Annotated in this window: 25 protein-coding genes and 1 pseudogene; 12 read left to right on the top strand and 14 right to left on the bottom strand. The window is 43.0% G+C overall.

Annotation, left to right across the window (positions count from 1 at the left end; all coding sequences use genetic code 11):
• Nucleotides 1-44 precede the first annotated feature (44 nt).
• The 3 genes from AC1DUD_RS22510 to AC1DUD_RS22500 all read right to left on the bottom strand — a co-directional run bounded on the left by AC1DUD_RS22510 (nt 45) and on the right by AC1DUD_RS22500 (nt 3,025).
• Complete coding sequence (locus tag AC1DUD_RS22510) at nt 45-1,640, bottom strand: M56 family metallopeptidase (RefSeq protein ID WP_477378552.1); 1,596 nt, start codon at nt 1,638-1,640, stop codon at nt 45-47.
• 16 nt (nt 1,641-1,656) lie between these two features.
• Nucleotides 1,657-2,058, bottom strand: a complete 402-nt coding sequence (locus AC1DUD_RS22505; protein ID WP_477378550.1) for a BlaI/MecI/CopY family transcriptional regulator — start codon at nt 2,056-2,058, stop codon at nt 1,657-1,659.
• Nucleotides 2,059-2,191: 133 nt separating this feature from the next.
• Complete coding sequence (locus AC1DUD_RS22500; protein WP_477378548.1) at nt 2,192-3,025, bottom strand: phosphatase PAP2 family protein; 834 nt, start codon at nt 3,023-3,025, stop codon at nt 2,192-2,194.
• A 233-nt stretch (nt 3,026-3,258) separates the two neighbouring features.
• Between AC1DUD_RS22500 and AC1DUD_RS22495 the strand changes: the two are divergent.
• Nucleotides 3,259-4,937, top strand: a pseudogene (locus tag AC1DUD_RS22495) (GH39 family glycosyl hydrolase).
• 543 nt (nt 4,938-5,480) lie between these two features.
• Here the strand turns inward: AC1DUD_RS22495 and AC1DUD_RS22490 are convergent.
• Nucleotides 5,481-6,017 (bottom strand): hypothetical protein, encoded by a 537-nt coding sequence (locus AC1DUD_RS22490; protein ID WP_477378545.1) that lies wholly within the window; start codon nt 6,015-6,017, stop codon nt 5,481-5,483.
• 183 nt (nt 6,018-6,200) lie between these two features.
• Nucleotides 6,201-7,244, bottom strand: coding sequence for an NAD(P)-dependent alcohol dehydrogenase (locus AC1DUD_RS22485; RefSeq protein ID WP_477378543.1), 1,044 nt, complete (start codon nt 7,242-7,244; stop codon nt 6,201-6,203).
• 187 nt (nt 7,245-7,431) lie between these two features.
• On the opposite strand from AC1DUD_RS22485, the gene AC1DUD_RS22480 reads away from it, so the two are divergent.
• Both AC1DUD_RS22480 and AC1DUD_RS22475 read left to right on the top strand, forming a co-directional pair.
• Nucleotides 7,432-8,223 (top strand): carbon-nitrogen hydrolase family protein, encoded by a 792-nt coding sequence (locus AC1DUD_RS22480; RefSeq protein ID WP_477378541.1) that lies wholly within the window; start codon nt 7,432-7,434, stop codon nt 8,221-8,223.
• 110 nt (nt 8,224-8,333) lie between these two features.
• Nucleotides 8,334-9,098 carry an SDR family NAD(P)-dependent oxidoreductase gene (locus AC1DUD_RS22475; RefSeq protein WP_477378539.1) on the top strand — a complete coding sequence of 255 codons (765 nt, stop codon included), beginning with the start codon at nt 8,334-8,336 and terminating at the stop codon, nt 9,096-9,098.
• Nucleotides 9,099-9,460: 362 nt separating this feature from the next.
• Here AC1DUD_RS22475 and AC1DUD_RS22470 read toward each other — a convergent pair whose 3' ends face one another.
• The 3 genes from AC1DUD_RS22470 to AC1DUD_RS22460 form a co-directional block, all read right to left on the bottom strand.
• Nucleotides 9,461-10,159, bottom strand: coding sequence for a pirin family protein (locus AC1DUD_RS22470; protein WP_477378537.1), 699 nt, complete (start codon nt 10,157-10,159; stop codon nt 9,461-9,463).
• A 1-nt stretch (nt 10,160) separates the two neighbouring features.
• Nucleotides 10,161-10,664, bottom strand: coding sequence for a hypothetical protein (locus AC1DUD_RS22465; protein WP_477378535.1), 504 nt, complete (start codon nt 10,662-10,664; stop codon nt 10,161-10,163).
• 66 nt (nt 10,665-10,730) lie between these two features.
• Nucleotides 10,731-11,471: a dioxygenase family protein gene (locus tag AC1DUD_RS22460; RefSeq protein WP_477378533.1), complete on the bottom strand. Its 741-nt coding sequence runs from the start codon at nt 11,469-11,471 to the stop codon at nt 10,731-10,733.
• Nucleotides 11,472-11,690: 219 nt separating this feature from the next.
• Here AC1DUD_RS22460 and AC1DUD_RS22455 point away from each other — a divergent pair, with 219 nt between their 5' ends.
• Nucleotides 11,691-12,689 carry a beta-ketoacyl-ACP synthase III gene (locus AC1DUD_RS22455; protein ID WP_477378531.1) on the top strand — a complete coding sequence of 333 codons (999 nt, stop codon included), beginning with the start codon at nt 11,691-11,693 and terminating at the stop codon, nt 12,687-12,689.
• Between the two features lie 82 nt (nt 12,690-12,771).
• Nucleotides 12,772-13,155 (top strand): acyl-CoA thioesterase, encoded by a 384-nt coding sequence (locus tag AC1DUD_RS22450; protein ID WP_477378529.1) that lies wholly within the window; start codon nt 12,772-12,774, stop codon nt 13,153-13,155.
• A gap of 87 nt (nt 13,156-13,242) precedes the next feature.
• Here AC1DUD_RS22450 and AC1DUD_RS22445 read toward each other — a convergent pair whose 3' ends face one another.
• The gene (locus AC1DUD_RS22445; protein WP_477378527.1) at nt 13,243-14,103 is read right to left on the bottom strand and encodes a YitT family protein; all 861 of its coding nucleotides are present in this window, start codon (nt 14,101-14,103) and stop codon (nt 13,243-13,245) included.
• A gap of 115 nt (nt 14,104-14,218) precedes the next feature.
• On the opposite strand from AC1DUD_RS22445, the gene AC1DUD_RS22440 reads away from it, so the two are divergent.
• Complete coding sequence (locus AC1DUD_RS22440; RefSeq protein ID WP_477378525.1) at nt 14,219-14,692, top strand: DUF4920 domain-containing protein; 474 nt, start codon at nt 14,219-14,221, stop codon at nt 14,690-14,692.
• Between the two features lie 68 nt (nt 14,693-14,760).
• On the opposite strand, the gene AC1DUD_RS22435 is transcribed toward AC1DUD_RS22440, so the two are convergent.
• From AC1DUD_RS22435 to AC1DUD_RS22420, 4 genes are all read right to left on the bottom strand, one after another.
• Nucleotides 14,761-16,017, bottom strand: coding sequence for an aspartate kinase (locus AC1DUD_RS22435; RefSeq protein WP_477378523.1), 1,257 nt, complete (start codon nt 16,015-16,017; stop codon nt 14,761-14,763).
• Nucleotides 16,018-16,815 carry a DUF3298 and DUF4163 domain-containing protein gene (locus tag AC1DUD_RS22430; protein ID WP_477378521.1) on the bottom strand — a complete coding sequence of 266 codons (798 nt, stop codon included), beginning with the start codon at nt 16,813-16,815 and terminating at the stop codon, nt 16,018-16,020.
• A gap of 12 nt (nt 16,816-16,827) precedes the next feature.
• Nucleotides 16,828-17,331 (bottom strand): N-acetyltransferase family protein, encoded by a 504-nt coding sequence (locus AC1DUD_RS22425; RefSeq protein ID WP_477378519.1) that lies wholly within the window; start codon nt 17,329-17,331, stop codon nt 16,828-16,830.
• Nucleotides 17,332-17,868: 537 nt separating this feature from the next.
• Nucleotides 17,869-18,558 (bottom strand): YggS family pyridoxal phosphate-dependent enzyme, encoded by a 690-nt coding sequence (locus AC1DUD_RS22420; RefSeq protein ID WP_477378517.1) that lies wholly within the window; start codon nt 18,556-18,558, stop codon nt 17,869-17,871.
• Nucleotides 18,559-18,601: 43 nt separating this feature from the next.
• Here AC1DUD_RS22420 and AC1DUD_RS22415 point away from each other — a divergent pair, with 43 nt between their 5' ends.
• The 4 genes from AC1DUD_RS22415 to AC1DUD_RS22400 all read left to right on the top strand — a co-directional run bounded on the left by AC1DUD_RS22415 (nt 18,602) and on the right by AC1DUD_RS22400 (nt 23,286).
• Nucleotides 18,602-19,171: a DUF4296 domain-containing protein gene (locus AC1DUD_RS22415; RefSeq protein ID WP_477378515.1), complete on the top strand. Its 570-nt coding sequence runs from the start codon at nt 18,602-18,604 to the stop codon at nt 19,169-19,171.
• 4 nt (nt 19,172-19,175) lie between these two features.
• Nucleotides 19,176-21,539, top strand: coding sequence for an endonuclease MutS2 (locus AC1DUD_RS22410; RefSeq protein ID WP_477378513.1), 2,364 nt, complete (start codon nt 19,176-19,178; stop codon nt 21,537-21,539).
• 207 nt (nt 21,540-21,746) lie between these two features.
• On the top strand, nt 21,747-22,109 hold the full coding sequence (locus tag AC1DUD_RS22405) for a VOC family protein (protein ID WP_477378510.1): 363 nt from the start codon (nt 21,747-21,749) through the stop codon (nt 22,107-22,109).
• Between the two features lie 91 nt (nt 22,110-22,200).
• The gene (locus AC1DUD_RS22400; protein ID WP_477378508.1) at nt 22,201-23,286 is read left to right on the top strand and encodes an SGNH/GDSL hydrolase family protein; all 1,086 of its coding nucleotides are present in this window, start codon (nt 22,201-22,203) and stop codon (nt 23,284-23,286) included.
• Nucleotides 23,287-23,386: 100 nt separating this feature from the next.
• On the opposite strand, the gene AC1DUD_RS22395 is transcribed toward AC1DUD_RS22400, so the two are convergent.
• Complete coding sequence (locus AC1DUD_RS22395; protein ID WP_477378506.1) at nt 23,387-23,944, bottom strand: hypothetical protein; 558 nt, start codon at nt 23,942-23,944, stop codon at nt 23,387-23,389.
• A 168-nt stretch (nt 23,945-24,112) separates the two neighbouring features.
• Between AC1DUD_RS22395 and AC1DUD_RS22390 the strand changes: the two genes are divergently transcribed.
• Nucleotides 24,113-24,811 carry a CoA transferase subunit A gene (locus AC1DUD_RS22390; RefSeq protein WP_477378504.1) on the top strand — a complete coding sequence of 233 codons (699 nt, stop codon included), beginning with the start codon at nt 24,113-24,115 and terminating at the stop codon, nt 24,809-24,811.
• Nucleotides 24,812-24,951: 140 nt separating this feature from the next.
• Nucleotides 24,952-25,608: a 3-oxoacid CoA-transferase subunit B gene (locus tag AC1DUD_RS22385; RefSeq protein ID WP_477378502.1), complete on the top strand. Its 657-nt coding sequence runs from the start codon at nt 24,952-24,954 to the stop codon at nt 25,606-25,608.
• Nucleotides 25,609-25,783 lie beyond the last annotated feature (175 nt).

Genomic DNA, 25,783 nt, shown 5'->3' with positions numbered 1-25,783 from the left:
CGGGGTGCACTACCGCATTACAAACCAATAACAAAAGGGTTTACTTACTCCTGAAAGCTTGTTTTACTTTTTATAGGTTCTATTTTGGGCTTTTTACTTACCTGTAATTGGTCACGTTTGGCCTGCTCCTGATCCCGCCGGGCTTGCACCTGATCCCTTTCGGCTTGTTCCTGGTCAAGCTTAGCTTGCGCCTGATCGCGCATGGCCTGCTCCTGGTCACGCCGGGCTTGTTCCTGATCTGTTTTCGAATGCTCCTGATCAAGCCTCGCTTGCTCCTGATCGCGTTTGGACTGCTCCTGCTCACGGTTAAACTGTGCTTTATCAGCTAAGATCTGCTGGTTTTCCTGCTCAGCCCGCTGCTTTGCAGTCAATGCGTCGGCTTCAACCTGCTCATGCGGCGTAGCAGGTTCAGCATTAGCCATAACTGCACTTTCATTGGTTTGGACAGGTTTCTGAACATCAGCAATGTATTTGCGTTTCAGGTGTCTGGGCTTATCAGCTTGTTTAACAATTGCTGCAGATTGCGTAGCGGCAGATTGTACCGCACGCTGTTCCTGCTTGTATACATGAGCACTGCTATTTTCAGGATAGTTAACTTTCCTGATCTGTGCAATGGCGGCGGTAGCAATAATGGCAGAAAGGACAATAACACCGCCTATCAGAAACGCCCTCTCGCCCGGAGTTACGGTTTGGTTTTTATTATCAAGGATGCGGCTTACCCTTTGCAGCAGCTGGTTCTTTTTGCCTGGAAACGCAACTGCATAGTTTGCTCCGTAAATAGAGTGTTCTTTAAAACTAATAAGCGCCTGGATAAATTCCCGCTTATTTTTTGTCTGGGCAATGGCGATATCATCGCAGCAGTTTTCCCGCTCATCACGCAGCAGGGCCGAAATCCATAGCAAGCCCGGGTTGAAAAAGAAAACGGTTTCAGCTATAGTTTGTAAAAAATTAACAAAATAATCATGCCTGCGGATGTGGGCGAGTTCATGAAGTAATACGGCCTCAACCTGTTCGGGCGGCAAGCCTGCCAACAACCCCACGGGGATGAGGATAACCGGCTTCAGGTGACCAATAACCATGGGCATTTTCACGTAACCCGATTCCAATAGTTTCACAGCCCGCTTCAATTGCAGCTTTTCGCAAAGCTGTTCTACCCTGTTTCTCCAATAATCAGTCGGCTCCGATACCTGCCTGTGTTTAGCGGTATTGATAAATATGAGTCCACGCAACATCCGCACCGAACGGAACAGGAAAAACACAAGCCATAACAACACTACCATAGGGGCATTAGCAGTAAAATATCCAACACAGGTATTGGCAAAAGCCCGGATCCCATCGGTATTAAGGCTAAATAAAGCCGATGCTCTCCCTCCTATAGCATTACCAAACTGCACCATGCTTTGTTGTTGTGGCTTGCTCCATTCCCAGGCGAAAGTGAACACGCATGCACCAATAAATAATATAAACTGTACAAGTACCAGGTTGTATCTTACTGCGGCGCTTGTTTTTTTGGTAAGGAGCATTACCACTGCGCTGATAACTGCCAGCAACATCCCCTGCCATAGTGAATGGATCAGCATCCAGCTAAAAGCCTGTATCAGGCTGTGGGAAATGGTGTTGGAATTAAGGAGCAGGTACATATTTGTAAAGGTTTAATTATTTATCATCCATGTTTTTGAGCAGCTCTTTTATTTTTTTGAGTTCTTCGGCCGATGTTTTATTGTTACCCAGCAAGGCAACCATCAAATCGCTCGGCGAACCATTATACATTGAATCAACAAAGCGACCAAGCATATTTCCTTTTACCTTGTTTTCTTCAACCGCAGCGCTATAAATGTGCTTCATATTGGTTTCGTCACGTTCAAGCATCCCCTTCTCTTTCATTACCTGCATCAACTTAAGGGTACTGGTATAAATTACGGCTTCCTTTTGCTCGTTAAGCTTATCATGCACAAACCTCACTGTTGAGGGGCCGTACTTCCATAACACCTGCAATACATCCATTTCGGTTTTGGTGGGCGTTAAATCAGCAGTAATATCCTTTTTAAACAAACTCATAAACCAAAGGTATGTATTTAAAACGTACGTTGCAATAGCTAAGTTATTTTTATCGAAAAAAATTTCTACCTAAAACAAAACAACCACCCTAATGCTAAGGTGGTTGCATATTATAAATAATAAGATCAGTGTTTTAAAAACTTTTGGCGAAGGTTAAGCCTACCTTTCCATCCTGGTAAGTTGGAAGCAATAAAGAATTATTGTTGCTCTTCCCATTTCCGCCTCGGAACACACCGTTACGGATCAGTGGATACAAATAATAAGCAGCCTTGGTAGACAGGATTCCGAAACCGGCACCGGCAATGATATCGCTAAACCAGTGCTTATTATTGTATACACGCAATATAGCTGTTGTAGTTGCAAAGGCATACCCTACACCACCGTATATAGGCGAGCGGTCGCCATATTCCTGGGCCATAAATTCGGCCGAAACAAAGGCGTTGCCGGTATGCCCCGATGGGAATGAAAACTTATCTGAACCATCGGGCCGCTCACGGTGAGTAATACGTTTTAAACCGAACGTAGTACCGGCAAATATGGCTTCTGAAAGTACAAGCAGCATAGTACGGTCAATAAAAGTATTTTTACCATGTATGCCTGCCAGGTTCAGCGCATAAACAGATACTATCGGCGCGTATTGCATATAATTATCCACCTTGGTATGAAAACCCGGATGATCTGTGTTCATATCATTCCGCACACGATAATCGATATTGCGTATGAATCCTACTTTTAACGATAATAAACCATAAGTAATAAATGCGGCCGGCGGTATGTATGATGGAAATTTACTTTCAAGATGTTTAACAGTATCCGGCAAAGTCAGGATATTCCTGGCAGAGTCTTTTTGCAAAGAATCCTTCTTTACTGCAACTTTTTGTAATGTATCTTTAACCTGGGCATATGATGGCAGCGTAAACGAAGCCGCCAATAGCATCGAAATAAAATAAAACCTGAACTTTTGCAAAGAATCCCCCTTATTAAGCGCTGATAAACACAATTATACACTTTAATTCTGTAGAATTTCTGAAGCGCATAAACAATAAATTAACACGCTGTTAACGTAAATTACACCCTATATGTTGTACACACTTTCAAATTGATTTTGAGGTGGATAGATTTTGCTTTAATTGTGTTTTTAACAATAAATAAATTTACTTATGTTTGGCTTACACTTCCAATAACCACCAAACTACCTGAATGAAAATCCTTAAACTTATCCCCTGTTTCCTGCTGCTTATCAGCACCCATATTTTTGCCCAGGACCAGGCCCATATCACCATCAGTTTACATGACCAGGTTGGCGACATGTACCCCATTTGGGCATGGTTTGGCCACGATGAGCCCAATTACACCTACATGAAGGACGGCCGCAAACTCCTTACTGAGTTATCCGCTTTGAGCCCGGTACCGGTCCGCATGCGCGTTCATAACCTGCTTACCAGCGGCGATGGCACAGCGGCTTTGAAATGGGGATCGACCAATGCTTACACTGAGGATGCCAACGGCAACCCGATTTACAACTGGCATTTGGTAGATAGTATATTTGACACTTACGTTAAACTGGGTATGAAACCCTACGCACAGATTGGCTTTATGCCTGAAGCTTTATCAACACACCCAAAACCTTATCGCCACTACTGGAAACCCGGCGATAATTATGATGATGTTTACACCGGCTGGGCGTATCCGCCAAAAGATTATAACAAATGGGAAGAGCTTGTTTACCAATGGGTAAAGCATTCGGTACAGCGTTATGGCCAGGTTGAGGTTGAAAGCTGGTACTGGGAAGTTTGGAATGAACCCAATATCGGCTATTGGAAAGGCACCATGCAAGAGTTTTTTAAATTATACGATTATGCCGCGCAGGGCGTAAAACGGCACTGCCTACCGCGCACGTCGGCGGCCCTGAAGTTGCTGGTGGCTCCAGCCCTGGCGGGATGAAGTTTTTGAACGCGTTCATTAAACATTGCATTGCCGATACTAATTATGCAACCGGCAAAATAGGTTCGCCCATTGACGTGATCTCTTTCCATGCCAAAGGACAACCATCGCTGGTTAATGGTAAAGTACGCATGAACATGGGGCCGCAAATCCGTGATATCAGGGAAGGGTTTAAAATTGTAGCGTCATATCCCGAAACTAAAAACACGCCAATAGTGATAGGTGAATCTGACCCGGAAGGTTGTGCAGCCTGCGGTATGGCTACCAATCCATCAAACGCTTACCGTAACGGCACCATGTATTCGAGCTATACAGCGGCTTCGATAGCAAGAGAATACCAGCTGGCAGATTCGTTAGGTGTAAACTTTATGGGCTCGGTATCATGGTCATTCGAGTTTGAAAACCAGCCCTGGTTTTACGGCTTCCGCGATCTGGCTACCAATGGGGTTGATAAGCCGGTACTCAACGTTTTCCGAATGCTGGGCATGATGAAAGGCAAACGCCTTAAAGTAACCGGCGACCAGATGTACCCGCTTAAAACTGTAGCCGATTCAAGCATCAGGGGGCGCAATACAGATATCGGTGCATTGGCATCTGTAGATAAAAAAGAAATGACCGTATTGCTGTGGAATTACCATGACGATGACCTGCATGATAAAGGAAAAACAGTACAGGTCAGGATAGAAAACCTTCCGCCCACTTTTGTAAAACTTACTCAGTATCGTATAGATGATGAGCATAGCAATGCCTACGAAGCTTGGAAAAAGATGGGCTCACCGCAAAATCCTACTGCTAAGCAAATTAAGGAGCTTGAAAAAGAAGGGCAGCTACAAAAATTTGGAAAATCTGTTTCGCTGATAGCTAAATCAGGATTATCAGGCGCTACGGTAACTTTACCAAGACAGGGAGTGGCTTTTTTAAAGTTTAGCTGGTAGGTAAACCTTCTATATTATTATGTAAAAATCATCTAAGTTGGCGTAAACATAATGTATAGACAAAGGATCAAGCGTATAGGTTGACGACTTAAATTTGTAAGAAATAACGCCAAATGCCATATCAAGGGCGTTGGGATTAATTTCACGCCCCGTTTTTTCGAAAATCAAATCTTCAAGTATCTCAATATTAAAAAAATTACTGTCAAATTGGGTATGATACAATATCCTGTTTTTGAGTTTTTCAAGGCAGGCATCAAAACAAGGGTCTAATCCATTTAATCCGAACTTACAGTAGAAACGCAACACATCCGGCAGCAGCACTGTTATAACTTAAGACTATAAAATCATAACTAATTTTCAATTTGACATCATCGTATGGCGATGATTGCACTTGGTATGGGTAAAACCTAACGGTTTATTCAAAACAAAGCTGCAATCTACACTAAACAAAAACCCTCCTCCGGTAAAGCCGAAAGAGGGTCAGTCAACCTAACGTAACTGGGGTGAGTCGGGTCTGTTAGTTAATAGTTAAGAAGAACCACGTTACAGGGCAAATCCATAAGCTAAACGCAAGCCAACCATACCAAAGTGGTCTTGATTAGCACCCGAAAAGTTTTCGTAGCGCAGGCTTACATCCCAGCTTTTATTAGCCCAGCCTAAACCCGGCGAAAGATCAAGCCTGTGTGGCCCCCAGCCTTCTTCCAGTTTTTCGTAGGCTATACCTGCTTCGCCGGCAACATATATACTGGGCACAAAAAACTCCTTGAAACCAAATTTGATGGGAATTTCGCCATAGCTTCCATAGCGTTTACCTGTAACCGGGTTTTTCTTAGGAAAGAAGTGATAACCGCCCATGGTATAAGTAAGTGCGAAGCTATCGCTTATACCGTATTGCAAACGGGCTGTACCGCCTAATGTAAAGGTGCTGCCAAGTTTTGCCACACCAGTAGGTAAGCCGGTTTCAATTCCTAAACCTAAACGGAACGCATTTGCAGGAGTGGTTTGCGCTTTTACCGTATTTGTAAAAAACAGGGCTCCTATCACAAGGGCTGCTGCTGTTAACTTTGATAGTAATTTCATGTAGTGATATTTTGTGTACATAATGATTACTACCATTTTAAGGTTGGCGTTGCCTTGGGTTGCAGATTTTTTTATAATGGCTACATATCGCCTGTTACTCTTAGATATAATGCAGCTCAATATCGATGCTTCACAAAAAGGCCATGCTTTCGCACGGCCTTTTCTTAACAAACAATACGTTGCTTACAACGTAGCCATATCAATTACAAACCTGTAACGCACATCACCTTTTTCCATACGGTCATAAGCGGTGTGAATATCCTTGATATCAATCATTTCAATATCCGAAACAATGTTATTTTCGGCACAGAAGTCAAGCATTTCCTGGGTTTCCTTAATGCCCCCAATACCCGAACCAGCTAAGCTTTTACGACCACCTAACAAACTAAAAGCAGCGATCTCGGCTGGTTTAGGTGGAACGCCTACACAGATATGAACACCATCGGTACGCAGTAGCGAGAGGTACATGTTAAAGTCGTGTTCGGCAGATACTGTGTCCAGGATAAAATCGAACGAGTTTTTAGCGGCTTTAACCTGTTCAGGATCGGTAGTAACCACAAAGTGGTGAGCGCCTAATTTCTTAGCATCTTCTTCTTTTTTAGGCGATGTACTTAATACGGTAACATCTGCACCAAAGGCTACACCAAATTTAACAGCCATGTGGCCTAAGCCACCTAAACCAAGCACAGCCAACTTGTGGCCTTTGCCAACTTTCCAGTGCCTTAACGGCGAGTAAGTGGTGATACCAGCACACAACAATGGAGATACAGCGGCAAGATCAACTCCTTCTTTAAGGTGCAGCACAAAATCCTCATTAACAACAATAGTATTTGAATAGCCACCGTAAGTAGGTGTTTTATGATCCTGCTCAAGGCCGTTATACGTTTGGGAGCTGCCATTTAGGCAATATTGCTCCAGGTCGCGTTTACAATTCTCGCATACACGGCATGAGTCAACCATACAACCGGTAGCAGCCAGGTCACCAACTTTAAAACCTTTTACATGCTCGCCAACTTTAACTACACGGCCAACAATTTCGTGCCCAGGCACCATTGGAAAAATACCGGGGAACCAGTCGTTTTTAATTTGATGTAAATMGGAGTGGCAAACGCCGCAGTATAGAATATCAAACTGCACGTCATGAGCACCAACTTCACGCCTTTCAAAAGTCCAGGGAGCTAGCGGCGTTTTTTCATCTCGCGCGGCATACGCTTTAGTTTCAATCATAGTAGTAAATGTTAGTTTGTGAATGATGATTTATGAGTTTGGAGAGGATCTCCATAACAAATGTACAATGATATTTTTATAAATATTAGCCAACTATGACGTTGAAATAAAAAAGTGACACATGAGGAGAGAATGTTAACCGCAGGTAAATGCAAACCTTTAATTTAGCATTATAGATCAGCATCGCATGAAAATAGCCATAGCCACTCCCCCTTTTCCGAAATCAATTAATAACGGTTTATTGCAAGCAGAAAAGCTGATTAGGGAAGCCGCAGCGCAGCATGCAGAAGTGATTTGCTTTCCTGAATCATACATACCGGGCTATCCGGGCATGATAGCCGATCCGGAACCAACATCGCCTGCAATATTGCAATCGACATTGAATGAAGTATGCAGGATGGCCGCTGAAAATAAGATAGCAGTAATAATGCCAATGGATTGGTATGGTGATGACGGGCTCTTGAACATTGCCCATGTAGTGTCCCAAACCGGCGAAGTACTTGGCTACCAAACCAAAAACCAGTTAGATCCATCGGAAGATGCAATCTGGGTTCCGGGTACTCAAAGAAGCATTTTTGAAGTGAATGGTTTAAAATTTGGCGTTACTATTTGCCACGAAGGATTTCGTTATCCTGAATCAGTAAGATGGGCGGCACGTAATGGAGCGCATATTGTTTTTCATCCGCATTTTTCGGGTAGCAATACTGAAGGCGTGCTGCTTACCGAATGGGGCAGTATGGCCAACCCATATTATGAAAAGGCCATGATGATGCGCGCGTTGGAAAACACCATTTATTTCGCAAGCTCTAACTATGGCTCACTTTATCCCGAGTCGGCAAGTTCGGTTATTGCACCGGATGGTACCTGTTTAGTTTACCAGGCCTACGGAACAACAGGTGTAATTGTAGTCGATATCGACTTGGAAAAAGCTACCAGCTACCTTGCAAAAAGATTTAAACCGCAGCTGTATGATTATTAAAATCAAACAGGCCCGTCAATCTATTATTTGAATTTTGCAAATAATGGATTGATTTATTCAAACACTTCACTCCCCATCCGTTTTACTTTTGTACTATAAATCAAAAGTAAATGGAAAACAAAAATAAAATAGCCATAGTAACCGGCGGCAGCCGCGGATTAGGCAGGGATATGGCCTTAAGGCTTGCCGAAAAAGGCATTGACGTTATATTAACTTATAACACCAATGCCGATGAAGCGGCGAAAGTTGTTAACTTAATTGAACAAAGCGGAGCAAAGGCGGCAGCGTTGCAACTAAATACCGGAGTAATTAAAAGCTTTGATGCCTTTGCAGAAAAACTCCGCGAAGTATTAACTGATAAATTCAAAACCGATCATATTGATTTCCTGATCAATAATGCCGGGCAAGGTGGCTACAACGCTATCCCTGATGTTACCGAAGAGTTTTTTGACGACCTTTTAAATGTGCACTTTAAAGGCGTATACTTTTTAACCCAAAAACTGATCCCGCTGATGGCTGATGGTGGTGGTATTGTGAATGTATCGTCCGGATTGACACGTGTATCGGTTCCCCGTTCTTCGGCCTATGCTTCAATGAAAGGGGCAGTAGAAGTCTTCACCCGTTATTTGGCTAAAGAACTTGGGGCAAGAGGTATCAGGGCTAACGTAGTGGCTCCCGGCGCCATCATGACTGATTTTGGTGGAGGCCATCTTCGCAACAGCGAAGAGACACAGAAAATGGTGAGCAGTATAACAGCCTTAGGCAGGCCGGGCGTTGCTGAAGATATTGGAGGCGTGGTAGCTTTCCTTTGTACCGAAGATGCCCGCTGGGTAAACGCTCAGCGTATTGAAGCTTCGGGCGGCATGTTTGTTTAAAATGGTAAAGATTTGAGTCAAGGGAATATCTCATAACAACTTGTGAGATATTCCCTTGATTTTGGAACCCGATTAGCACTTTAGGAGACTGTATTGATCAGCCTCTTTTTTTTCGTATTCAGATACCTAAGCGATATATAGTTTTGCGTTAGATTGACTCTACTAACAAAGGGGGTTAATAGGGTTAACACAATCCGGGGCTACCATTTACACATATGCTTAATAATCAATCAATTAAGTATATTCTTTTCAAAAAATATGTTAACCCCCTTTTGTGTAAATATTATCGGCTAAATTTCAATTCATAGGTAACACAGCACCAAGGGTGGTCAATTTGATTTATGATACAGCCTCTACAAAAATCACTGCAACATTTCTAATATCACAATCACCGCGTTATTGCTTAGCGCTTCCAGATCGGCTTCGTCCAACTCCCACAGTGCCAAACCATCACGTTCATGCATCAGGCGGCCCTGTAGTTCAAACGCTCCGGCAAGCACAAATCCGTAAAATAATGATTTGCTTTGAAGTTGATAAAGCGCGTCTGCTCTTCCGCTAAACACCCCAAAATGCAGGCGAAACGGGTAATTTCTGTAACCCGGAACCAGGTCAATCAGTTCATTTTGCCTGCCGGCGAAATCAAACTTAAAAACCTCATCATGCGGTACATTTATATCCCCATTGTCTTTTAACTGCAGATAGATATAATTGATCCAATCGCTTTTATAAAGATTTGCCAATTCAAGAGCCTCACCGGCAACTACATAACCTACAAAAACCTCCCCAACATCAATCAACCGAATGTCTCCGTTCAACCTTTTCAACAATACTTCGCCTGTTACCGGTATCAAAACAAACCAGCATGAGTTTTTGATAATAACGGTGGTTGAATTGCCGCCTGCCAGCATTTCATCATTCCATACCTCCAGCCGGCCAAAGGGTGTGCGATGTTTATTAAAATAATCACCATAGTTAAAATTACTGTAACGCATCAGGGTATTACTTTTCGTAAAGCCTCTTTCGTCGGCCAAATGTATTTGTCCCGGTGAGATCTTTTCCATGCTAATTGTGATATTCTAATGAACTTATGTTTATATACGGCTGCAACTGCATAAGGTTGGTAGATATGCTATTATTTTCGGGCGAATTGACGGATAAGAGCAAGTAACTATCTATGGTATCATGCCACACCAGCGGTTCAGAATAAAAGTTAACGGCAACCTGGTGTTTATCTTTATCATTAATATCCGAATTGATAATCTCCAGCTGAAACTTGTTAAATGTAAGAAACCGCCTGCCAATATTATTTAAAATATCGGGCATGATACTGCCAAGCTGCTGAATATAAGCCGTAACCGATGGCGTAACCAGGCCTGTTATACGTTGGGCATTAGGCACATTCCTCATTAATTCGGCATAGGAAGTATAGGCGGTTCCATGGCTAAAATTCTGGGCCTGCATTTTAAATTCCAGGTATGTATTTTCAAAAACCAGCTTATCCCATTGTTTAACCAACCCGGTATCGATGATTTTACGATAACACAAAATGATCACACGTTTTTGCATATTATGATTTAAAAAACAAGACGCCAACACAAGCCGGCACCCTGTTACAAAACAAAAATGAAAACTTTAAGCAGGTACGCTCAAACTGATAGTTAAAACAAAGCCGGCGGTGGTACTACCGGTTACTGTAGCAAGCTCAAGCGTGTAGCCATCGCTAAATACACCGTCACTTGCATTGTACGTATAACCGCTCATGCCTTTGCTGTAACCGCCAACGGCAGCCAAGGCCGTACCTGTACCTTCGGGGAAAGCAATTTGCGTCACTTTCAACGACGTACCCGACGAATTATACACATGCACATGGATATGTGTAGCCCTGCCAGTATACCACCCCGGAAATATAGAGGTAAAAGTTACCAGACCATTTGAGTCGGTAGTTTGCCTGCCTCGTAAAAAGTGTACCGAGGTATAATTGGTTGATTGCGTACCACTGCCACCATATTCTGAATAATTTCCTTCGGCATCGCAATGCCAGATATCGACCAATGCAGACGAAAGTGCGGCGCAGCTATTATTACTGTTGTTAATTGTGATGTTTACGGTAAGTTTATAACCGGTACGGCCATCAGTAATATCGCTTCTTACATAAGATGCAGGTGATTTTGTTGGATAAGGCCCTTCAGTTTCTGTAGGCGCAACACTACAACTGCCTGAATCAGTTGAACCCGAAGTGCTTCCGGAAGATGAACTTCCTGAAGTAGTAGTTGTAGTTGTGGCAGTATCAGTATCCTTTTTGCAGGCTTCAACCAATACCGATGATGACACCGCACCGATCACCAGGCTTTTTAAAAAATTCTTTCTTTCCATTGCATGTTCTCCTTTTAACTTTAATCTAATGTGTTGATTCAAAAGTAAAAGCTGCATGCTCAGTTTTGAAACATGTGTCGCTTAATTGCCTTTTTGTGTCGACAAACAGTAAGTTACAGTAGCATGAAAACATCTGATTATAAACATACAGTTACATGACAAGCTTAAACCGGCAAAATTCTCTATCTTTGCATGTTTTTTTGAGAATAGATAATACTTATGGCATTAAAAAGCAGTGCGGTGATCACCGGTGTAGGCGGCTATGTTCCTGACAACATTTTAACTAACAGCGATTTAGAAAAAATGGTTGAAACTAACAGCGACTGGATAATTTCGCGTACCGGGATCAAAGAAAGAAGGATCCTTGCCGACAGGTCGCTCGCTACGTCGGATATGGCGGCCTTTGCAGTAAAAAACTTACTTGAAAATGCCAAAATTGATCCCTCTGAAATAGATTGCGTTATTGTAGCTACTTCAACTCCCGACTACCTGCTTATCTCTACCGCCAGCATTGTTTGCGACAAATGCGGACTAAGCAACGCCTGGGCATCTGATGTTAATGCCGCCTGCAGCGGTTTCCTTTATGCCTTTACCCTTGGCTCAAGCCTGGTTGAAAGCAATCGTTATAAAAAAGTAATAGTTATCGGTGCCGATCAAAACAGCGCCATTGTAAACTACGCCGACCGCAACACCTGTATCCTTTTTGGAGATGGTGCCGGCGCTGTATTGCTTGAACCTTCAACTGAAGATATCGGCGTTATCGACAGCGTATTTAAAACAGATGGGCACGGTAGGGAACATTTATATGTACCAGGCGGCGGTTCTATGAACCCGGCCTCTGAAGAAACACTCGACGGTAAACTGCACTACATACGCCAGGACGGTCGCGTGGTTTTTAAAGCTGCCATAAAAGGCATGACTGAAAGCTGCACATCTGTACTGCAACGCAATAACCTTACCATAAACGATATCAACTGGCTTATCCCCCACCAGGCTAATTACCGTATTATCCATGCTGTTGGCGATGCTTTGGGCTTGCCTGAAAGCCGTGTTAAGATCAATATCGATCGTTATGGTAACACTACGGCTGCAACCATTCCGCTGGCATTGTGGGATTTCAAAGAAGATTTCAAAGAGAACGATAACATGATCCTGACAGCATTTGGCGCGGGCTTTTCATGGGGTGCCACTTATTTGAAGTGGGGTAAATTGAGATAACAACCTTTTATAAAACAAACTAAAAATACAAAGGCTTTCCTTTATTACAGGAAAGCCTTATTTGTTAATACACCAAAAGATTATGACAACTGAAGAGCGAATTAAAGAATCGGAGTCGAGAATATTTAAAACTGTGTTCCCAAGCGACACCAATCACTACGATACGCTTTTCGGAGGTTCGGCAATGGCCATGATGGATGAGGTGGCTTTCATTACTGCCACCCGCTTCACCCGCAAAAGAATGGTCACTGTATCTTCAGACAGGATCGACTTTAAACGTCCTATTCCCGCAGGTACTATTATTGAATTAGTTGGTAGCGTAGCCCACATAGGTAATACCAGCCTCAAAGTTTCAGTTGAAATTTATATTGAAGAAATGTACTCTTTTGTACGTGAAAAAGCCATCACCGGTACTTTTACCTTTGTTGCAATTGACGAGCATAAGCACCCGATAAGCGTTTTGTAGAGCATATAGCTGAAAGCAGAAGGCTAAAAGCCAAAGACTATTTTAAAGTAAAAAGCTTTCTGCTTTACGCTTTGAGCTTTCAGCTTATTAATGTAGTTTCTTCCGCTTTAACAAGCCGCCGGTAGTATCATCAATACTTTGCTGCACAATAAAAGCTTTGGGGTCTATCCGCAAAATGGTTTGTTTTAATGATGGGATCTCCAAACGTGTAGCTACAGTGAACACAATGTCACGCGGGTCGTTCACATGTCCATCTTTACCATAACCGCTTTTACCCTGGTAAATAGTAACCCCACGACCAAGAGTAACCGTTATGGCGCGCCTGATAGCATCGCTTTTGGTTGAGATGACGGTAACGCCTGAATACTGCTCGATACCATTCAATAAGAAATCGATCATTTTGGCGGCAGCCATATAGGTTAATATTGAATACATGGCCGGTTCAACACCCAATACCGATGCCGCAACCCCAAATATCAAAACGTTAAGCAGCAAAATAAAATCGCTCACTTTTAGCAGCTGTGTTTTTTTGCTTACCAATACGGCCGCTATTTCGGTACCATCAAGCACAGCACCGCCACGCATGGCCAACCCGCTGCCTGTACCAATAAATACCCCACCAAATACTGCCGTGAGCAGTTTATCATGAGTAACGTCGGGAAAGCTAACCAGCGCGAGGCAAAGAGCTAATAAGGCTATAGCAATTGTGCTTTTTATCGCGAACCAAAGACCAAGCTTCCGGTAACCGATCCACAGGAAAGGAACATTGATTACGAAGATCAATATTGATATAGGTATGGAGGTAATATCGAATATCAGCATGGAAACCCCGGTAGCGCCGCCGTCGATAAAATGGCTTGAAAGCAAAAAACCTTTGAGGCCAAACGCTGCAGATAAAATCCCGAGTCCGATATTAGTTGAATCCTTGATAATGTTGATTGCCTTCATGCCCAAATATAGCTTTTTGAGGCTAAAGGCTGGCATGAAAAGCCCTGCAACATTAGGCCTGTAATTGTTTTATTTATTATATTCGTTCATATCACACTGTTTATCACTGCAAATTATGAAAACATTTAGCCTGTTAATTGCCGCATTATTTATTACCAGTATCAGCTTCGCACAAAGCAGCATAACTCCTGCCGCCCCGGGCATTAGCTATGGTAAAAGCATTAATGCCGACAAACCTATCAATACCACGACACTAAGCGCTGCCTTAAATACCAATCCTGTTTATAAAGGCCAGGTAACTGGCAAAGTAGTTGAAGTATGTAGAAAAAAAGGCTGTTTCATGAAAATAGCGCGTGAAAATGCAGCCCCTGTAATGATCCATTTTACAGACTATGCCTACTTTATGCCGCAAAACATTGTAGGTAAAAACGTAGTGATTGAAGGCACAGCAACCGTAAATGAAACCAGCGTAGCCAAACTGCAGCATTATGCCGCTGATGCTGGTAAAAGCAAAGAAGAAATAGCAAAGATCGATCAGCCTAAAAAAGATATTGAAATTATGGCTGATGGCGTTTTGGTGGTGGACTAATGAATATTAACTACTTTAAAAGCAGACTTACGAAGTTTTTGAAACTTCGTAAGTCTTTAGTAAATTAATTACCTCACCACCACCTGTATCGTATTCCTGCTGATCTGCTCTAACAAGATAGTTTTGCCATCGGTTAATTCTTTGATGGTGTTTATCCCGTCATGGCGCACGGTAATAAGTGTCAGGCCACTATTGTACTTCACCTTAAAGTCCTGCTTAAGCCCCGTTAAAAGTTTTTCAAATCGTTCCTCATTTAAATCAAAGCAAACTGAAAAACTTAATGCCGAAGTTTGCATTACGTTTACTTTAACATTGTTCTGGGCAAATAGGCGAAACACATCGCTCAGGTGATCTTCGGTAATAAATGAATAATCCTTGCCTGATACCGACAGTAGTACCTGGTTTTGCTTCAGGATGATCACCGGCTTGATAAACTGGTTGTGCCCATCCTCTTTAATTATCGTGCCTGGTGCTGATGGATCTGTAAAGGGCTTTACCAGCAATGGGATCCGGGCATTCTGTAAGGGTTTAATGGTTTTGGGGTGGATAACACTGGCACCGTAATAAGTCATTTCGATGGCTTCGGTGTACGAAAGTTCATCAAACTTAACGGTATCAGTAAAATATTTAGGATCAGCATTCAGGATGCCGGGAACATCTTTCCAGGTGGTAACCGATTCGGCACCCAAACAGGCTGCAAATATGGAAGCAGTATAATCCGATCCTTCGCGACCAAGTGTAGTAGTAAAGTTTTCAGATGTGCCGCCTAAAAAGCCCTGTGTAACTACGATGCCTTTTTCGAGCATGGCCGGAATATCCTTAACGATACTTGCCTTTGTTTTATTCCAATCAACTATACCTTCGCGGTAGGTATTATCTGTATGAACATAACCGCGCACATCAAGCCATTTGCTTTTCAGGCCTTCTTTATTCAGGTAAGCGCTGACAATACGGGTTGACACCAGTTCGCCGATGGATACGATCTGATCGTACACAAAATCGTGACTATCATGCGGCTCATCTTCTATAGCCCAGTCAATCTCCACAAAAGTATTGGCCACTTCATCAAATACCGGGTGGCCCGGCTCAAATAATCCGCCAAGGATGTTGTAATGATATTCTTTGATCTCGTTAAAGATGTCGTGCATATCATCAGCCTGATCCATATAGGCTTTGGTAAGCTTTTCAAGCGCGTTGGTGGTTTTGCCCATGGCCGATACCACGATGAGCAGTTGTTGATCAGTATATTGTTTTACAACATTAGCAAGGTTGGTAACACCCGCAGCATCCTTAACCGATGCTCCTCCGAATTTAAAAACAAGCATTTATTTGATGAATTGACTTACAACCGAACCCGGTTGTACTAATGATTTGATCTGTGTATAGGGAATAAACAATTCGGTAATACCGGCTGCATATGGTTTTATCTCGTATTGGTTATACAAAAATTTGATCCCAAGTGGTGTAATAGAAAAGTTTTCGTTGAGCGCAAATTTATCATCCTTAAAAAAATAGTTATCCTTCAGCGAAGCCGTGTCACTTAGCTTTTCATTCTTCCTGAAGATCTTTTCGGCAACAGCAGTTAGTTTATCGTCATAACCGCTGACAAAAACATCACTAAGTTTGAGGTTCTTACCGGTTTTTGTATTCCAGTTGATAAAGCCGGTAAATGATCCTCCATGAGCCCCACCCTGGTAACTATAACCGCTCACCTGGAGTGTGGTAAGGCTCGAATCCTGGTGGATCACCTTAACAGAATCATCCAGCGTAAAAAACATTCCCGACCGCGAATCATCCCTCTTAAAATCGTCATATGATTTCAGGAATTTTTTGGTCATCAGTTCCAGGCTGCTGTCTGGTTTGCCATCCATGGCAAACATCACTGTAAGCTTATGGGTTATAGTATCATTTAAAGCTTTGGCGCTGTCAAAAAAAGGATAGTTAATTTTCACTACTGTACAGGCACTGTCAGGCTTTGTGCCGCAATCTGCCGCCCGTGCTTTTATTACTTTATAGGCATAGTGCAGGGTATCGAACGACTTTTCAGCAACCTTATGAGGAACGCCCCACTGGCACGATGATAACCCTAACGCAATAAAAAACAACAGGCACAGATTTTTCATAGATATTATGTTTTAGTAGTTTAGCAACTGCTCCCTTGAGAGCGAAGCATTTAACCAGCCAGCCTCAATATTCGCGCCGTACTTGTTGTAAAAGTTAATAGCAGGCTCATTCCAGTCAAGCACCTGCCAAACCATACCGCTGAAACCACGCTCCTTAGCTTCCCGGATCAGCCTGTCGAAAAGCAGCTTGCCGATCTTTTTGCCGCGCATATCTTCGGTCACTATCAGATCTTCCAGATACATGCGGCTGCCTTTCCAGGTTGAGTAGCGGATATAGTATACCGCAAAACCAACAACCAGGCCATCAACTTCGGCAACAAAAGCCTTCCAAATAGGATTGGGGCCAAAACCGGTTTCTTCAAAATGCTGTAGCGTAACGGTAACCTCGTCGGGTGCTTTTTCATACAAGGCAAGCTCATGTACCAATTCCATCAAACGCGGGCAATCGGCCTGAATAGCTTCCCTGATAATTACTTCAGATGTTCCCTGTTCAGTTTTATTTTCTGTATTATTCATTTTATTGTTTCGCAATTACCGAAAAGTTATATCATTGCGAGGAGGAACGACGAAGCAACCGCATACTGTACAGGGCGGCTATGCCTCCGTGCGATTGCCACGCTGCGCTCGCAATGACATATTTTATTAATTATTTTTCCAACACCCCGCCGTTGTTGGTGTTGTCACCAACAACTTCCTATCTATTTAACAGGTGTTCAACTTTTTTAGGTGTAAACACTTGCAGTTATTTCTCAAAACAAATCTAATTGACAATCAGCGATTTAATTTTGCAATTTATTACTCATTCAAACAAAGCGAACACATATGCACTGACAATCAATCACTTAACTTTTCGTAATTTTAAAAGCTGAACACCCGTTTTTAAAAAACTGAACACTTAAATTTCGCTTCAAAAAAGATGTTCTTGGTGACAACACCAACAACGGGCGGGAATTTTTATGAACCGGAATTTATCGAATTAGGCGAATTATTTGAATTGTGTTTTCATTCTGTCAATTCTTAAATTCCTTAAATTCAGGTTCAGACAAATTCCGGTTAGTTATTCTTCCAATGCTTAATTACCCTGCCGCCAAATATCGTGCTGCCCAGTCGCACCATATTGCTGCCCTGTTCAATAGCCAGCTTATAATCTGATGACATGCCCATAGACAAGATATCAAAACTTTCTTCCTTTCTGAAATAGCTTAGTTTTATACCTTCAAAAAAGGTATTCAACTCGTAATACTCTTCTTTTACCTGTTTCTCGTTATCGGTATTTGTAGCGATGCCCATTAATCCGCGGACGCGAACGTTTTTCATAGTAGCAAACTCGTCCGACCGCAACAACTCTATCGCTTCATCAAAGCCCAGCCCGTATTTGGTTTCTTCGTCGGCTATGTAGATCTGCAGCAGGCAGTCAATTACCCGCCCGGCTTTTTCGGCATGCTTGTTTATCTCGTGCAAAAGCTTCAGGCTATCAACAGACTGGATCATGCTGACAAAAGGCGCAATGTATTTCACCTTGTTGGTTTGCAGGTGACCGATGAGGTGCCATTCAATATCGTTGGGCAATTGCTCATACTTTTCAACCATCTCCTGCACTATATTTTCGCCAAACAGGCGCTGCCCCGCATCATAAGCTTCCTGTACATCTTCAACAGGTTTTGTTTTTGATACAGCCAATAATATTACCTTATCTGCTTCCGTTTCCTTTTTTAAGCTTTTGATGTTATCTGCAATGCTCATTTATCCGTAAATTTGCTTAATTAATCAGCCGCTAAATTACTGAATGCATAAATATATAACCTTGTTTTTTTCAGCAGCACTTTTTTTATGTGCCTGCAATGGCAAAAGTGTCCCCGGCGATGTGCTTAAACCCGAGGCAATGGCCGGCGTATTAACCGAGATGCACATCATTGATGGTAGTTTGTATAATGTTATGCAGGCACCAGATAGTTTGTATAAATACGGTGCAGGCAAATACGTTGCTATGTTTAAACGCCTGCATACCGATACCGCGCATTTTAACCGGAGTATGCGTTATTACGCCACACAGCCCGATAAACTACTGGCCATTTATGACCAGGTAGATATTAAAATTAAAAGTAAAACCGATTCGCTTGCAAAGGTACAGCTTGAACAAAGCAAGACCGCCCACAAAGCCGATTCGCTAAAAAATTTAAATATTAAAACTAAAACGGATTCGGCAAGAAAAGTTATTCCTCATGAAAACCAGGCTGCCCGCAAAGCCGACTCATTGGAAAATTTAAAAACTAAAGCTTATTTGGATAAAAAGCTCCACCGTCATAAAAACAAGAAGAGCAAGAAATCCAAACCGTTAACTAATCCCAACATATAACCTGATGCTTTACCCCCAAAATAGTGTAGATAAGCTGGGTTTTACCGAGATAAAAGAACTGATAAAAGCGCATTGCCTGAGCGAAATGGGTCAACAAATGGTTGACAAGATCCAGGTGATGAGTAATTACGACCAGATACATAAGTTCCTGAACCAGGCAAACGAGTTTAAGAATATCCTGGTTAATGATGAGGCCCTGCCCATCCAGCATTTTTTCGATATAAAGTCCCTTGCCAATAAAGCCCGTATTGAGGGCGTTTTTTTAAGTGAAGAAGAATTTTACCAGGTTCAGGCTTCGCTCAATACCGTATTTTCCGTTATAGCGTACTTTAACGAACGTGAAGGTTTGTACCCAAATCTTGAAGCCCTTTTTGAGCACCTGCCTATTGAAAAAGCTATCCTTAAAAAGATAGATGCCGTGATTGATCAAAAAGGCAAGATCAGACCCAATGCCTCGCGCGAGCTGATGGAAATTACCAGTGGCATTGCTAAGGCCGAGCAGGAAGCCCGCAAAAAGATTGATATGGTATTTAAAAATGCCACATCAAACGGTTGGGCTGCTGATGGTTCATTAACCGTACGCGATGGCAGGCTGGTGATCCCCCTGCTGGCCGAAAACAAGCGTAAACTGAAAGGGTTTGTGCATGACGAGTCAGCATCAGGCCAAACGGTTTACATGGAGCCAGAAGAGGTTTTTGTGCTCAACAACCGCATCCGCGACCTGGAGTTTGAACGCCGCCGTGAGATAGTAAAGATCCTGACCGCCTTAACTACCGAATTAAGGCCTTATGTGCCACTACTGCTTTCCTATCATAGTCTGTTAACCAAACTTGATTTTGTTCGTGCTAAAGCACTGTTTGCTATTGATATAGAGGCCGAAATGCCGCAGATAGTAAACGAATCCAGGGTTAAACTATATAATGCACGTCACCCGCTGTTGTTCCTGAATTTTAAGGCCGAAAAGAAAACAGTTGTCCCGCTTAATATGCAGATAGACGAAGGTACCCGCATCATCGTGGTATCCGGGCCTAACGCAGGCGGTAAATCTGTTTGTATGAAAACCGTGGGCTTGCTTCTGATGATGGTGCAGGCCGGCTTGCTCATCCCTGCCGATGAAACCAGTGTGGTTGGCGTATTTAAACAAATCTTTGTTGATATAGGCGATGATCAGTCGATAGAAAGTGATTTGAGTACGTACAGCGCCCACTTATCTAAAATGAAAAACTTTGTGGAACAGGCTAACGGTAAAACCCTCATCCTGATAGATGAGTTTGGTACCGGTACCGACCCACAATTTGGCGGCCCGATTGCCGAAGCCGTACTTGAATCGCTTAACCAAAAAAAGGTTAAGGGCATGGTAACCACCCACTACTCCAACCTTAAAATATTTGCCAGTAATACCGAGGGCATCGAAAATGCATCGATGCTGTTCAACAATATTGAGATGAGGCCGCTTTACCAGTTAGAAATTGGCAAGCCCGGCAGCTCATATGCTTTTGAAATAGCCCAGAAAATAGGATTACCGGCCAACGTGCTTAATCTCGCCAAAAACAAAATAAGCGAAGGGCAAAAAAAGGTTGATACGCTGTTAGTTGATTTGGAACGCGAAAAACGTTCAATTTTTGAAACTAAACAAAAATTGGATAAGCAACAACGTAAGGTAAACGAGTTGCTGGCCGAAAACGAGAAGCTGAAAAGCTATCTCGAGGAAAATCAACGCTCACTCATCAGGGAGGCTAAAGATCAGGCTAAGAATATTATCCTGAACGCTAACAAGCTGGTTGAAAACACCATATCCGAAATCAAGAGCAGTAATGCCGATAAGGAAAAAACCCGCCAGTTGCGTGAAAACCTGCATGTTGAGCTTAAAAAGAACACCGTTAAGGTTGAAGCACCAAAACAAACTGCCCCCGTTGATGAGGAATTAAAACCGGGCGACTGGGTAAAACTCACCGATTCGGAAACTACAGGTCAGGTGATTGAGATCATAAAAGAGAACGTTGTGATAGCCATTGGCGATTTGCGTACCGTTGCTAAAAAGAAACGGGTGATCAAAGTTTCCAAATCATCTGTGCCTAAAGAGATCAGACGAAGTTTCAGCGCACAAACCAATGATATGGCCAGTTTTAGTCCGGAGATAGACGTGCGCGGACAACGTACCGAAGATGCGCTGCACGCCATTGAAAAACTGTTCGACCGTGCACTGATGATGGGCTTTAACAGCCTTAAGATCATTCACGGTAAAGGCGATGGCATTTTACGAAAGATGATCAGGCAGTATCTCAAAAAATATGAGCAGGTTGACCGTATGGAAGATGAGCATGCCGATCGCGGCGGAGATGGAATAACTTATGTATATTTGAAGTAACCATAACGTTAAAATATCATAAAAACGTCATTGCGAGGTACGAAGACAACCGACCGTAAGGAGCTCATTAATATCTATAAAAATCAAATTATAATTATTAATAATCCCCGATCTGCAGGGCGGCTCTGTATAGTTTGGGATTGCTTCGTACCTCGCCATGACGCATTTTGTTTAACACCAGTGCAACCTAACTTATTTCAAAATAATATGTCTTTAAAATCTATTGCCCCTATGTTATACACCCGGCAGGTACGGGAAAGTGTTGATTTTTATATAAACAACCTCGGGTTTACCTGCATTGGTTATGATGAGGATTGGGGATGGGCAACCGTAAGCCGCGATGATATTGAGATCATGCTGGCTTTGCCTGTTGATAATACGTCATTCACTGTGCCGAAATTTACCGGCTCTTTCTATATCCGTACCGATAAAGTTGATTTTTTATGGAGCGAGCTGAAAGACAGGGCTGTGATTTGTTACCCTATTGAAGATTTCAATTACGGCATGCGCGAGTTTGGCGTTTTTGATTTTAACGGCTATCTGCTACAATTCGGGATGCCGATTGAATAATACTTTCTTAACAAATATTTTGCGGATAGGTTAATAGCCTTTCCGCTTTTATATAAGTTTCCTATTTTTAAGTCAGCCAAACCCTCATAAAATGCGCAAACTCTATTTCCTTGTACTTTTTATTGTATTTACCGGTTCAACAATAAGCTGCGCCGCTCAAAGCGTTATTTTAAAAAGCAAAGACCAGCGCATCCGTTATACCGGGCGTATCAACCAAACCGACGAAGCAGCCGAACTCTATTGGACAGGCTCATCTTTAAAGATCAACTTTAATGGAACCGGCGCATCGGCCCTAATGCAGGATGAACGAGGCGAAAACTATTATACGATCATCGTTGATGGCAAGGTGATCAATACCATTCACCTCGATAATACTAAACAGGCTTATACCCTTGCCGAAAATTTACCCGAGGGCAAGCATACCCTTGAGTTATTTAAACGCACTGAATGGGACAAAGGAAAAACCCTTTTTTACCAGTTTACCTTAGCCAAAGATGCAACAGCCCTTTCTCCACCGGAGCTTAAAAAGCGCAAGATCGAGTTTTTCGGCAATTCCATCACCTGCGGTTATGCCGACGAAGATACCACCGGACAGGATCGCGGCAGCGCCCCATATGAAAACGGCTACCTGAGCTATGCAGCCCTAACGGCACGTTATTTTGATGCACAGTACGTATGCACCTCAAAAAGCGGTATCGGTGTTACCGTGAGCTGGTTCCCGCTCATTATGCCCGAAATGTATAACCGCCTTGACCCTACCGACCCAACAAGCATTTGGAATTTTAAAAAATACACGCCTGATGTGGTAGTGATCAACCTGTTTCAGAATGATTCATGGATCGTAAATCAGCCCAACAACCCTCAGTTTAAAGATCGCTTTGGCAACAAAGCACCCGAGCCGGAGCAGCTCATTAAAGCTTATAAAGAGTTTGTGAAAAGCATCCGCAAGGTTTATCCCAAAGCGCAGATCGTTTGTGCATTGGGCAGTATGGATGCAACCAAAGCAGGTTCTCCATGGCCCGGTTATATTGAAAAAGCAGTTGCTGCGCTTAACGATAATCAGATTTATACCCACTTTATCCCGTATAAAAACACTCCCGGTCACCCGAGTTTAAAAGAGCAGCAGGCCATGGCCGATGATCTGATCCCCTTTTTGGAGAAGACGGTTAAATGGTAGGTAAAGTTGATAAAATATGTCATTGCGAGCATAGCGTGGCAACCTCACAGAGGCAGAGCCGCTCTTCGTCGTCCCTCCTCGCAATGACATAAATTTAACCTTACTCCCCTACCTTTTGCTGGTCAGGCACTTCATTTGGGCCCGGAATATTAGTTTGTTGTTTACTTTCGCTATCTCCGTCATCGTCCGCAGTCCCTTCCTGGTATTGCTGCTGGGGATTGGGTTTCTTATCATTGGTTTCTGTTTGCCCTTCACCTTCATCCGAACGCCCGTTTTGTGACACGTTGATCACATTACTGTAATTGGCGTTACCTGCCTGGTTTGGATCTTTGAAGTTGCTGTTTTCAGGATGTTCTTCCGCAGGCTGGGTACGATTAAAATATTCGTTATTATTACCCGCCATTTGCGATGGATTGTCTTTATCGTTCCCGGCCGGCGTGATGTTATTTTGGCCGAAATTTTGTCCGCCCATGCCTTTGCCTTCCATACCCTCATCATCCGGACTTTTCATTTCCGAACTGCCAAACAGGAAGCTTCTTTTCAGGTCTTTTTCCTCCTCATTGCTATCGTCGTCCACGCGGTAAGCATTGGGTTTGTTTTCTTCATGTTCGGGCCGATTAAGCTCATCGCTCCTGAACTCATTATCTTTTAATTCCATAGGTTTTGATAGTTGATGTATTAATTATTAATAGAATTAATTTCCAATTGTTTTAATAAACTCATAAATCGACGTAGATAAAAACAGAGTCGGGGAATAATAAGTTATCTACATAACAATAAGCTTAAGGCTTATTTTACTTATTTTTATAGCAACCAATTATAATATATGAATAAAGTAGTTAGTGGTGCCGATGAGGCCATCCGCGACATTACCGACGGCATGACTTTGATGTTAGGCGGTTTCGGTTTATGCGGATTGCCCGAAAATTGTATTGCCGCACTCGTTAAAAAGGGGGTTAAACAACTCACCTGTATCTCCAACAATGCCGGGGTTGACGACTTTGGCATTGGCCTGATGCTGAAGCAGCGCCAGGTAAAAAAAATGATCTCATCGTACGTAGGTGAAAACGCCGAGTTTGAACGCCAGCTGCTAAGCGGCGAACTTGAAGTTGAACTGATCCCCCAGGGCACCTTAGCCACACGCTGCATGGCCGCTGGTTATGGTATGCCTGCAATTTTCACTCCTGCAGGTATCGGCACCGAAGTAGCCGAGGGCAAAGAAGTACGCAACTTTAATGGCAAGGATTATTTAATGGAGATGGCTTTTGATGCCGATTTTGCCATTGTAAAAGCCTGGAAGGGTGATACCATGGGAAACCTTGTATACCGGTCAACAGCACGCAATTTCAACCCTGTAATGGCTATGGCCGGTAAAATAACCATTGCCGAGGTAGAAGAGCTTGTACAACCCGGCGAGCTTGACCCTGATCACATTCATACTCCCGGCATTTATGTGCACCGGATTTTTAAGGGAGAAAATTATGAAAAACGGATTGAGCATGCGACAGTAAGGAGCAAACAATAAGCTTTAAACACCACGTCATTGCGAGGCACGAAGCAATCGCGAACAATACAGAGGGACTTGCTTAGCCGCTCTGCTTCTCGGGGATTGCTTCTTACCCTTACAGCAATGACGGGGAGTTAATACATTTTCAAATTGAATCTATGTTAGACAAACAAGGCATCGCAAAGCGAATTGCGAAAGAAATAAAAGACGGTTACTACGTTAACCTCGGCATCGGCATTCCTACGCTGGTAGCCAACTATATCCCGGATACCATGGACGTGGTATTACAATCTGAAAATGGTTTATTAGGAATGGGTCCTTTCCCTTTTGAGGGAGAGGAAGATCCGGATACCATTAACGCAGGCAAACAAACCATCACCATGCTGCCCGGCTCGGCCATATTTGATTCGGCTATGAGTTTTGGGATGATCAGAGCTAAGAAAGTGAACCTAACCATTCTTGGCGCTATGGAAGTATCCGAAAACGGCGATATCGCCAACTGGAAAATTCCCGGCAAAATGGTTAAAGGCATGGGCGGAGCTATGGACTTGGTAGCATCGGCCGAAAATATCATTGTAGCCATGCAACACGTAAACAAAGCAGGGGAATCAAAGCTGTTGCCTCAATGCTCACTGCCCCTAACCGGGGTTCACTGCGTTAAAAAAATCGTGACTGAGCTGGGTGTATTTGATGTTTTACCCGAAGGAGGTTTCAGGCTCATAGAACGTGCGCCAGGTGTAAGCGTTGAGGAAATAAAACAGGCTACGGCCGGGAAGCTTATTGTAGAGGGGGAGATTCCGGAAATAGCGGTTTAATCCATTACTCAACCGTCATTGCGAGTATCCACCACGGAACCCAGGAAAAAACCGTAATGACGTAGAAAAAATATATTTTAGGGATGTTGTGCAGGGGCCGCGTTAGGGATTGCAGTGAAAAGCCCACAGCGTTTGTAAGGGTTGCGGGTAGGAAAGGCGAGGACTTGTAACGGAA

It is taken from the genome of Mucilaginibacter sp. P4_A11, from assembly GCF_056402535.1.
This window is presented reverse-complemented; position numbering and strand designations above follow the sequence as displayed.

Bases quoted from the DNA above. Each gene is read 5' to 3' on its own strand.
- AC1DUD_RS22450 (WP_477378529.1), top strand. From the start codon at position 12,772: ATGACAACTGAAGAGCGAATTAAAGAATCGGAGTCGAGAATATTTAAA.
- AC1DUD_RS22465 (WP_477378535.1), bottom strand. From the start codon at position 10,664: ATGCAAAAACGTGTGATCATTTTGTGTTATCGTAAAATCATCGATACC.
- AC1DUD_RS22395 (WP_477378506.1), bottom strand. From the start codon at position 23,944: ATGGAATTAAAAGATAATGAGTTCAGGAGCGATGAGCTTAATCGGCCC.
- AC1DUD_RS22480 (WP_477378541.1), top strand. From the start codon at position 7,432: ATGAAAATAGCCATAGCCACTCCCCCTTTTCCGAAATCAATTAATAAC.
- AC1DUD_RS22435 (WP_477378523.1), bottom strand. From the start codon at position 16,017: ATGCTTGTTTTTAAATTCGGAGGAGCATCGGTTAAGGATGCTGCGGGT.
- AC1DUD_RS22420 (WP_477378517.1), bottom strand. From the start codon at position 18,558: ATGAGCATTGCAGATAACATCAAAAGCTTAAAAAAGGAAACGGAAGCA.
- AC1DUD_RS22415 (WP_477378515.1), top strand. From the start codon at position 18,602: ATGCATAAATATATAACCTTGTTTTTTTCAGCAGCACTTTTTTTATGT.
- AC1DUD_RS22505 (WP_477378550.1), bottom strand. From the start codon at position 2,058: ATGAGTTTGTTTAAAAAGGATATTACTGCTGATTTAACGCCCACCAAA.
- AC1DUD_RS22460 (WP_477378533.1), bottom strand. From the start codon at position 11,471: ATGGAAAGAAAGAATTTTTTAAAAAGCCTGGTGATCGGTGCGGTGTCA.
- AC1DUD_RS22455 (WP_477378531.1), top strand. From the start codon at position 11,691: ATGGCATTAAAAAGCAGTGCGGTGATCACCGGTGTAGGCGGCTATGTT.
- AC1DUD_RS22510 (WP_477378552.1), bottom strand. From the start codon at position 1,640: ATGTACCTGCTCCTTAATTCCAACACCATTTCCCACAGCCTGATACAG.
- AC1DUD_RS22405 (WP_477378510.1), top strand. From the start codon at position 21,747: ATGTCTTTAAAATCTATTGCCCCTATGTTATACACCCGGCAGGTACGG.
- AC1DUD_RS22425 (WP_477378519.1), bottom strand. From the start codon at position 17,331: ATGAATAATACAGAAAATAAAACTGAACAGGGAACATCTGAAGTAATT.
- AC1DUD_RS22490 (WP_477378545.1), bottom strand. From the start codon at position 6,017: ATGAAATTACTATCAAAGTTAACAGCAGCAGCCCTTGTGATAGGAGCC.
- AC1DUD_RS22390 (WP_477378504.1), top strand. From the start codon at position 24,113: ATGAATAAAGTAGTTAGTGGTGCCGATGAGGCCATCCGCGACATTACC.
- AC1DUD_RS22410 (WP_477378513.1), top strand. From the start codon at position 19,176: ATGCTTTACCCCCAAAATAGTGTAGATAAGCTGGGTTTTACCGAGATA.
- AC1DUD_RS22445 (WP_477378527.1), bottom strand. From the start codon at position 14,103: ATGAAGGCAATCAACATTATCAAGGATTCAACTAATATCGGACTCGGG.
- AC1DUD_RS22470 (WP_477378537.1), bottom strand. From the start codon at position 10,159: ATGGAAAAGATCTCACCGGGACAAATACATTTGGCCGACGAAAGAGGC.
- AC1DUD_RS22400 (WP_477378508.1), top strand. From the start codon at position 22,201: ATGCGCAAACTCTATTTCCTTGTACTTTTTATTGTATTTACCGGTTCA.
- AC1DUD_RS22475 (WP_477378539.1), top strand. From the start codon at position 8,334: ATGGAAAACAAAAATAAAATAGCCATAGTAACCGGCGGCAGCCGCGGA.
- AC1DUD_RS22440 (WP_477378525.1), top strand. From the start codon at position 14,219: ATGAAAACATTTAGCCTGTTAATTGCCGCATTATTTATTACCAGTATC.
- AC1DUD_RS22385 (WP_477378502.1), top strand. From the start codon at position 24,952: ATGTTAGACAAACAAGGCATCGCAAAGCGAATTGCGAAAGAAATAAAA.
- AC1DUD_RS22430 (WP_477378521.1), bottom strand. From the start codon at position 16,815: ATGAAAAATCTGTGCCTGTTGTTTTTTATTGCGTTAGGGTTATCATCG.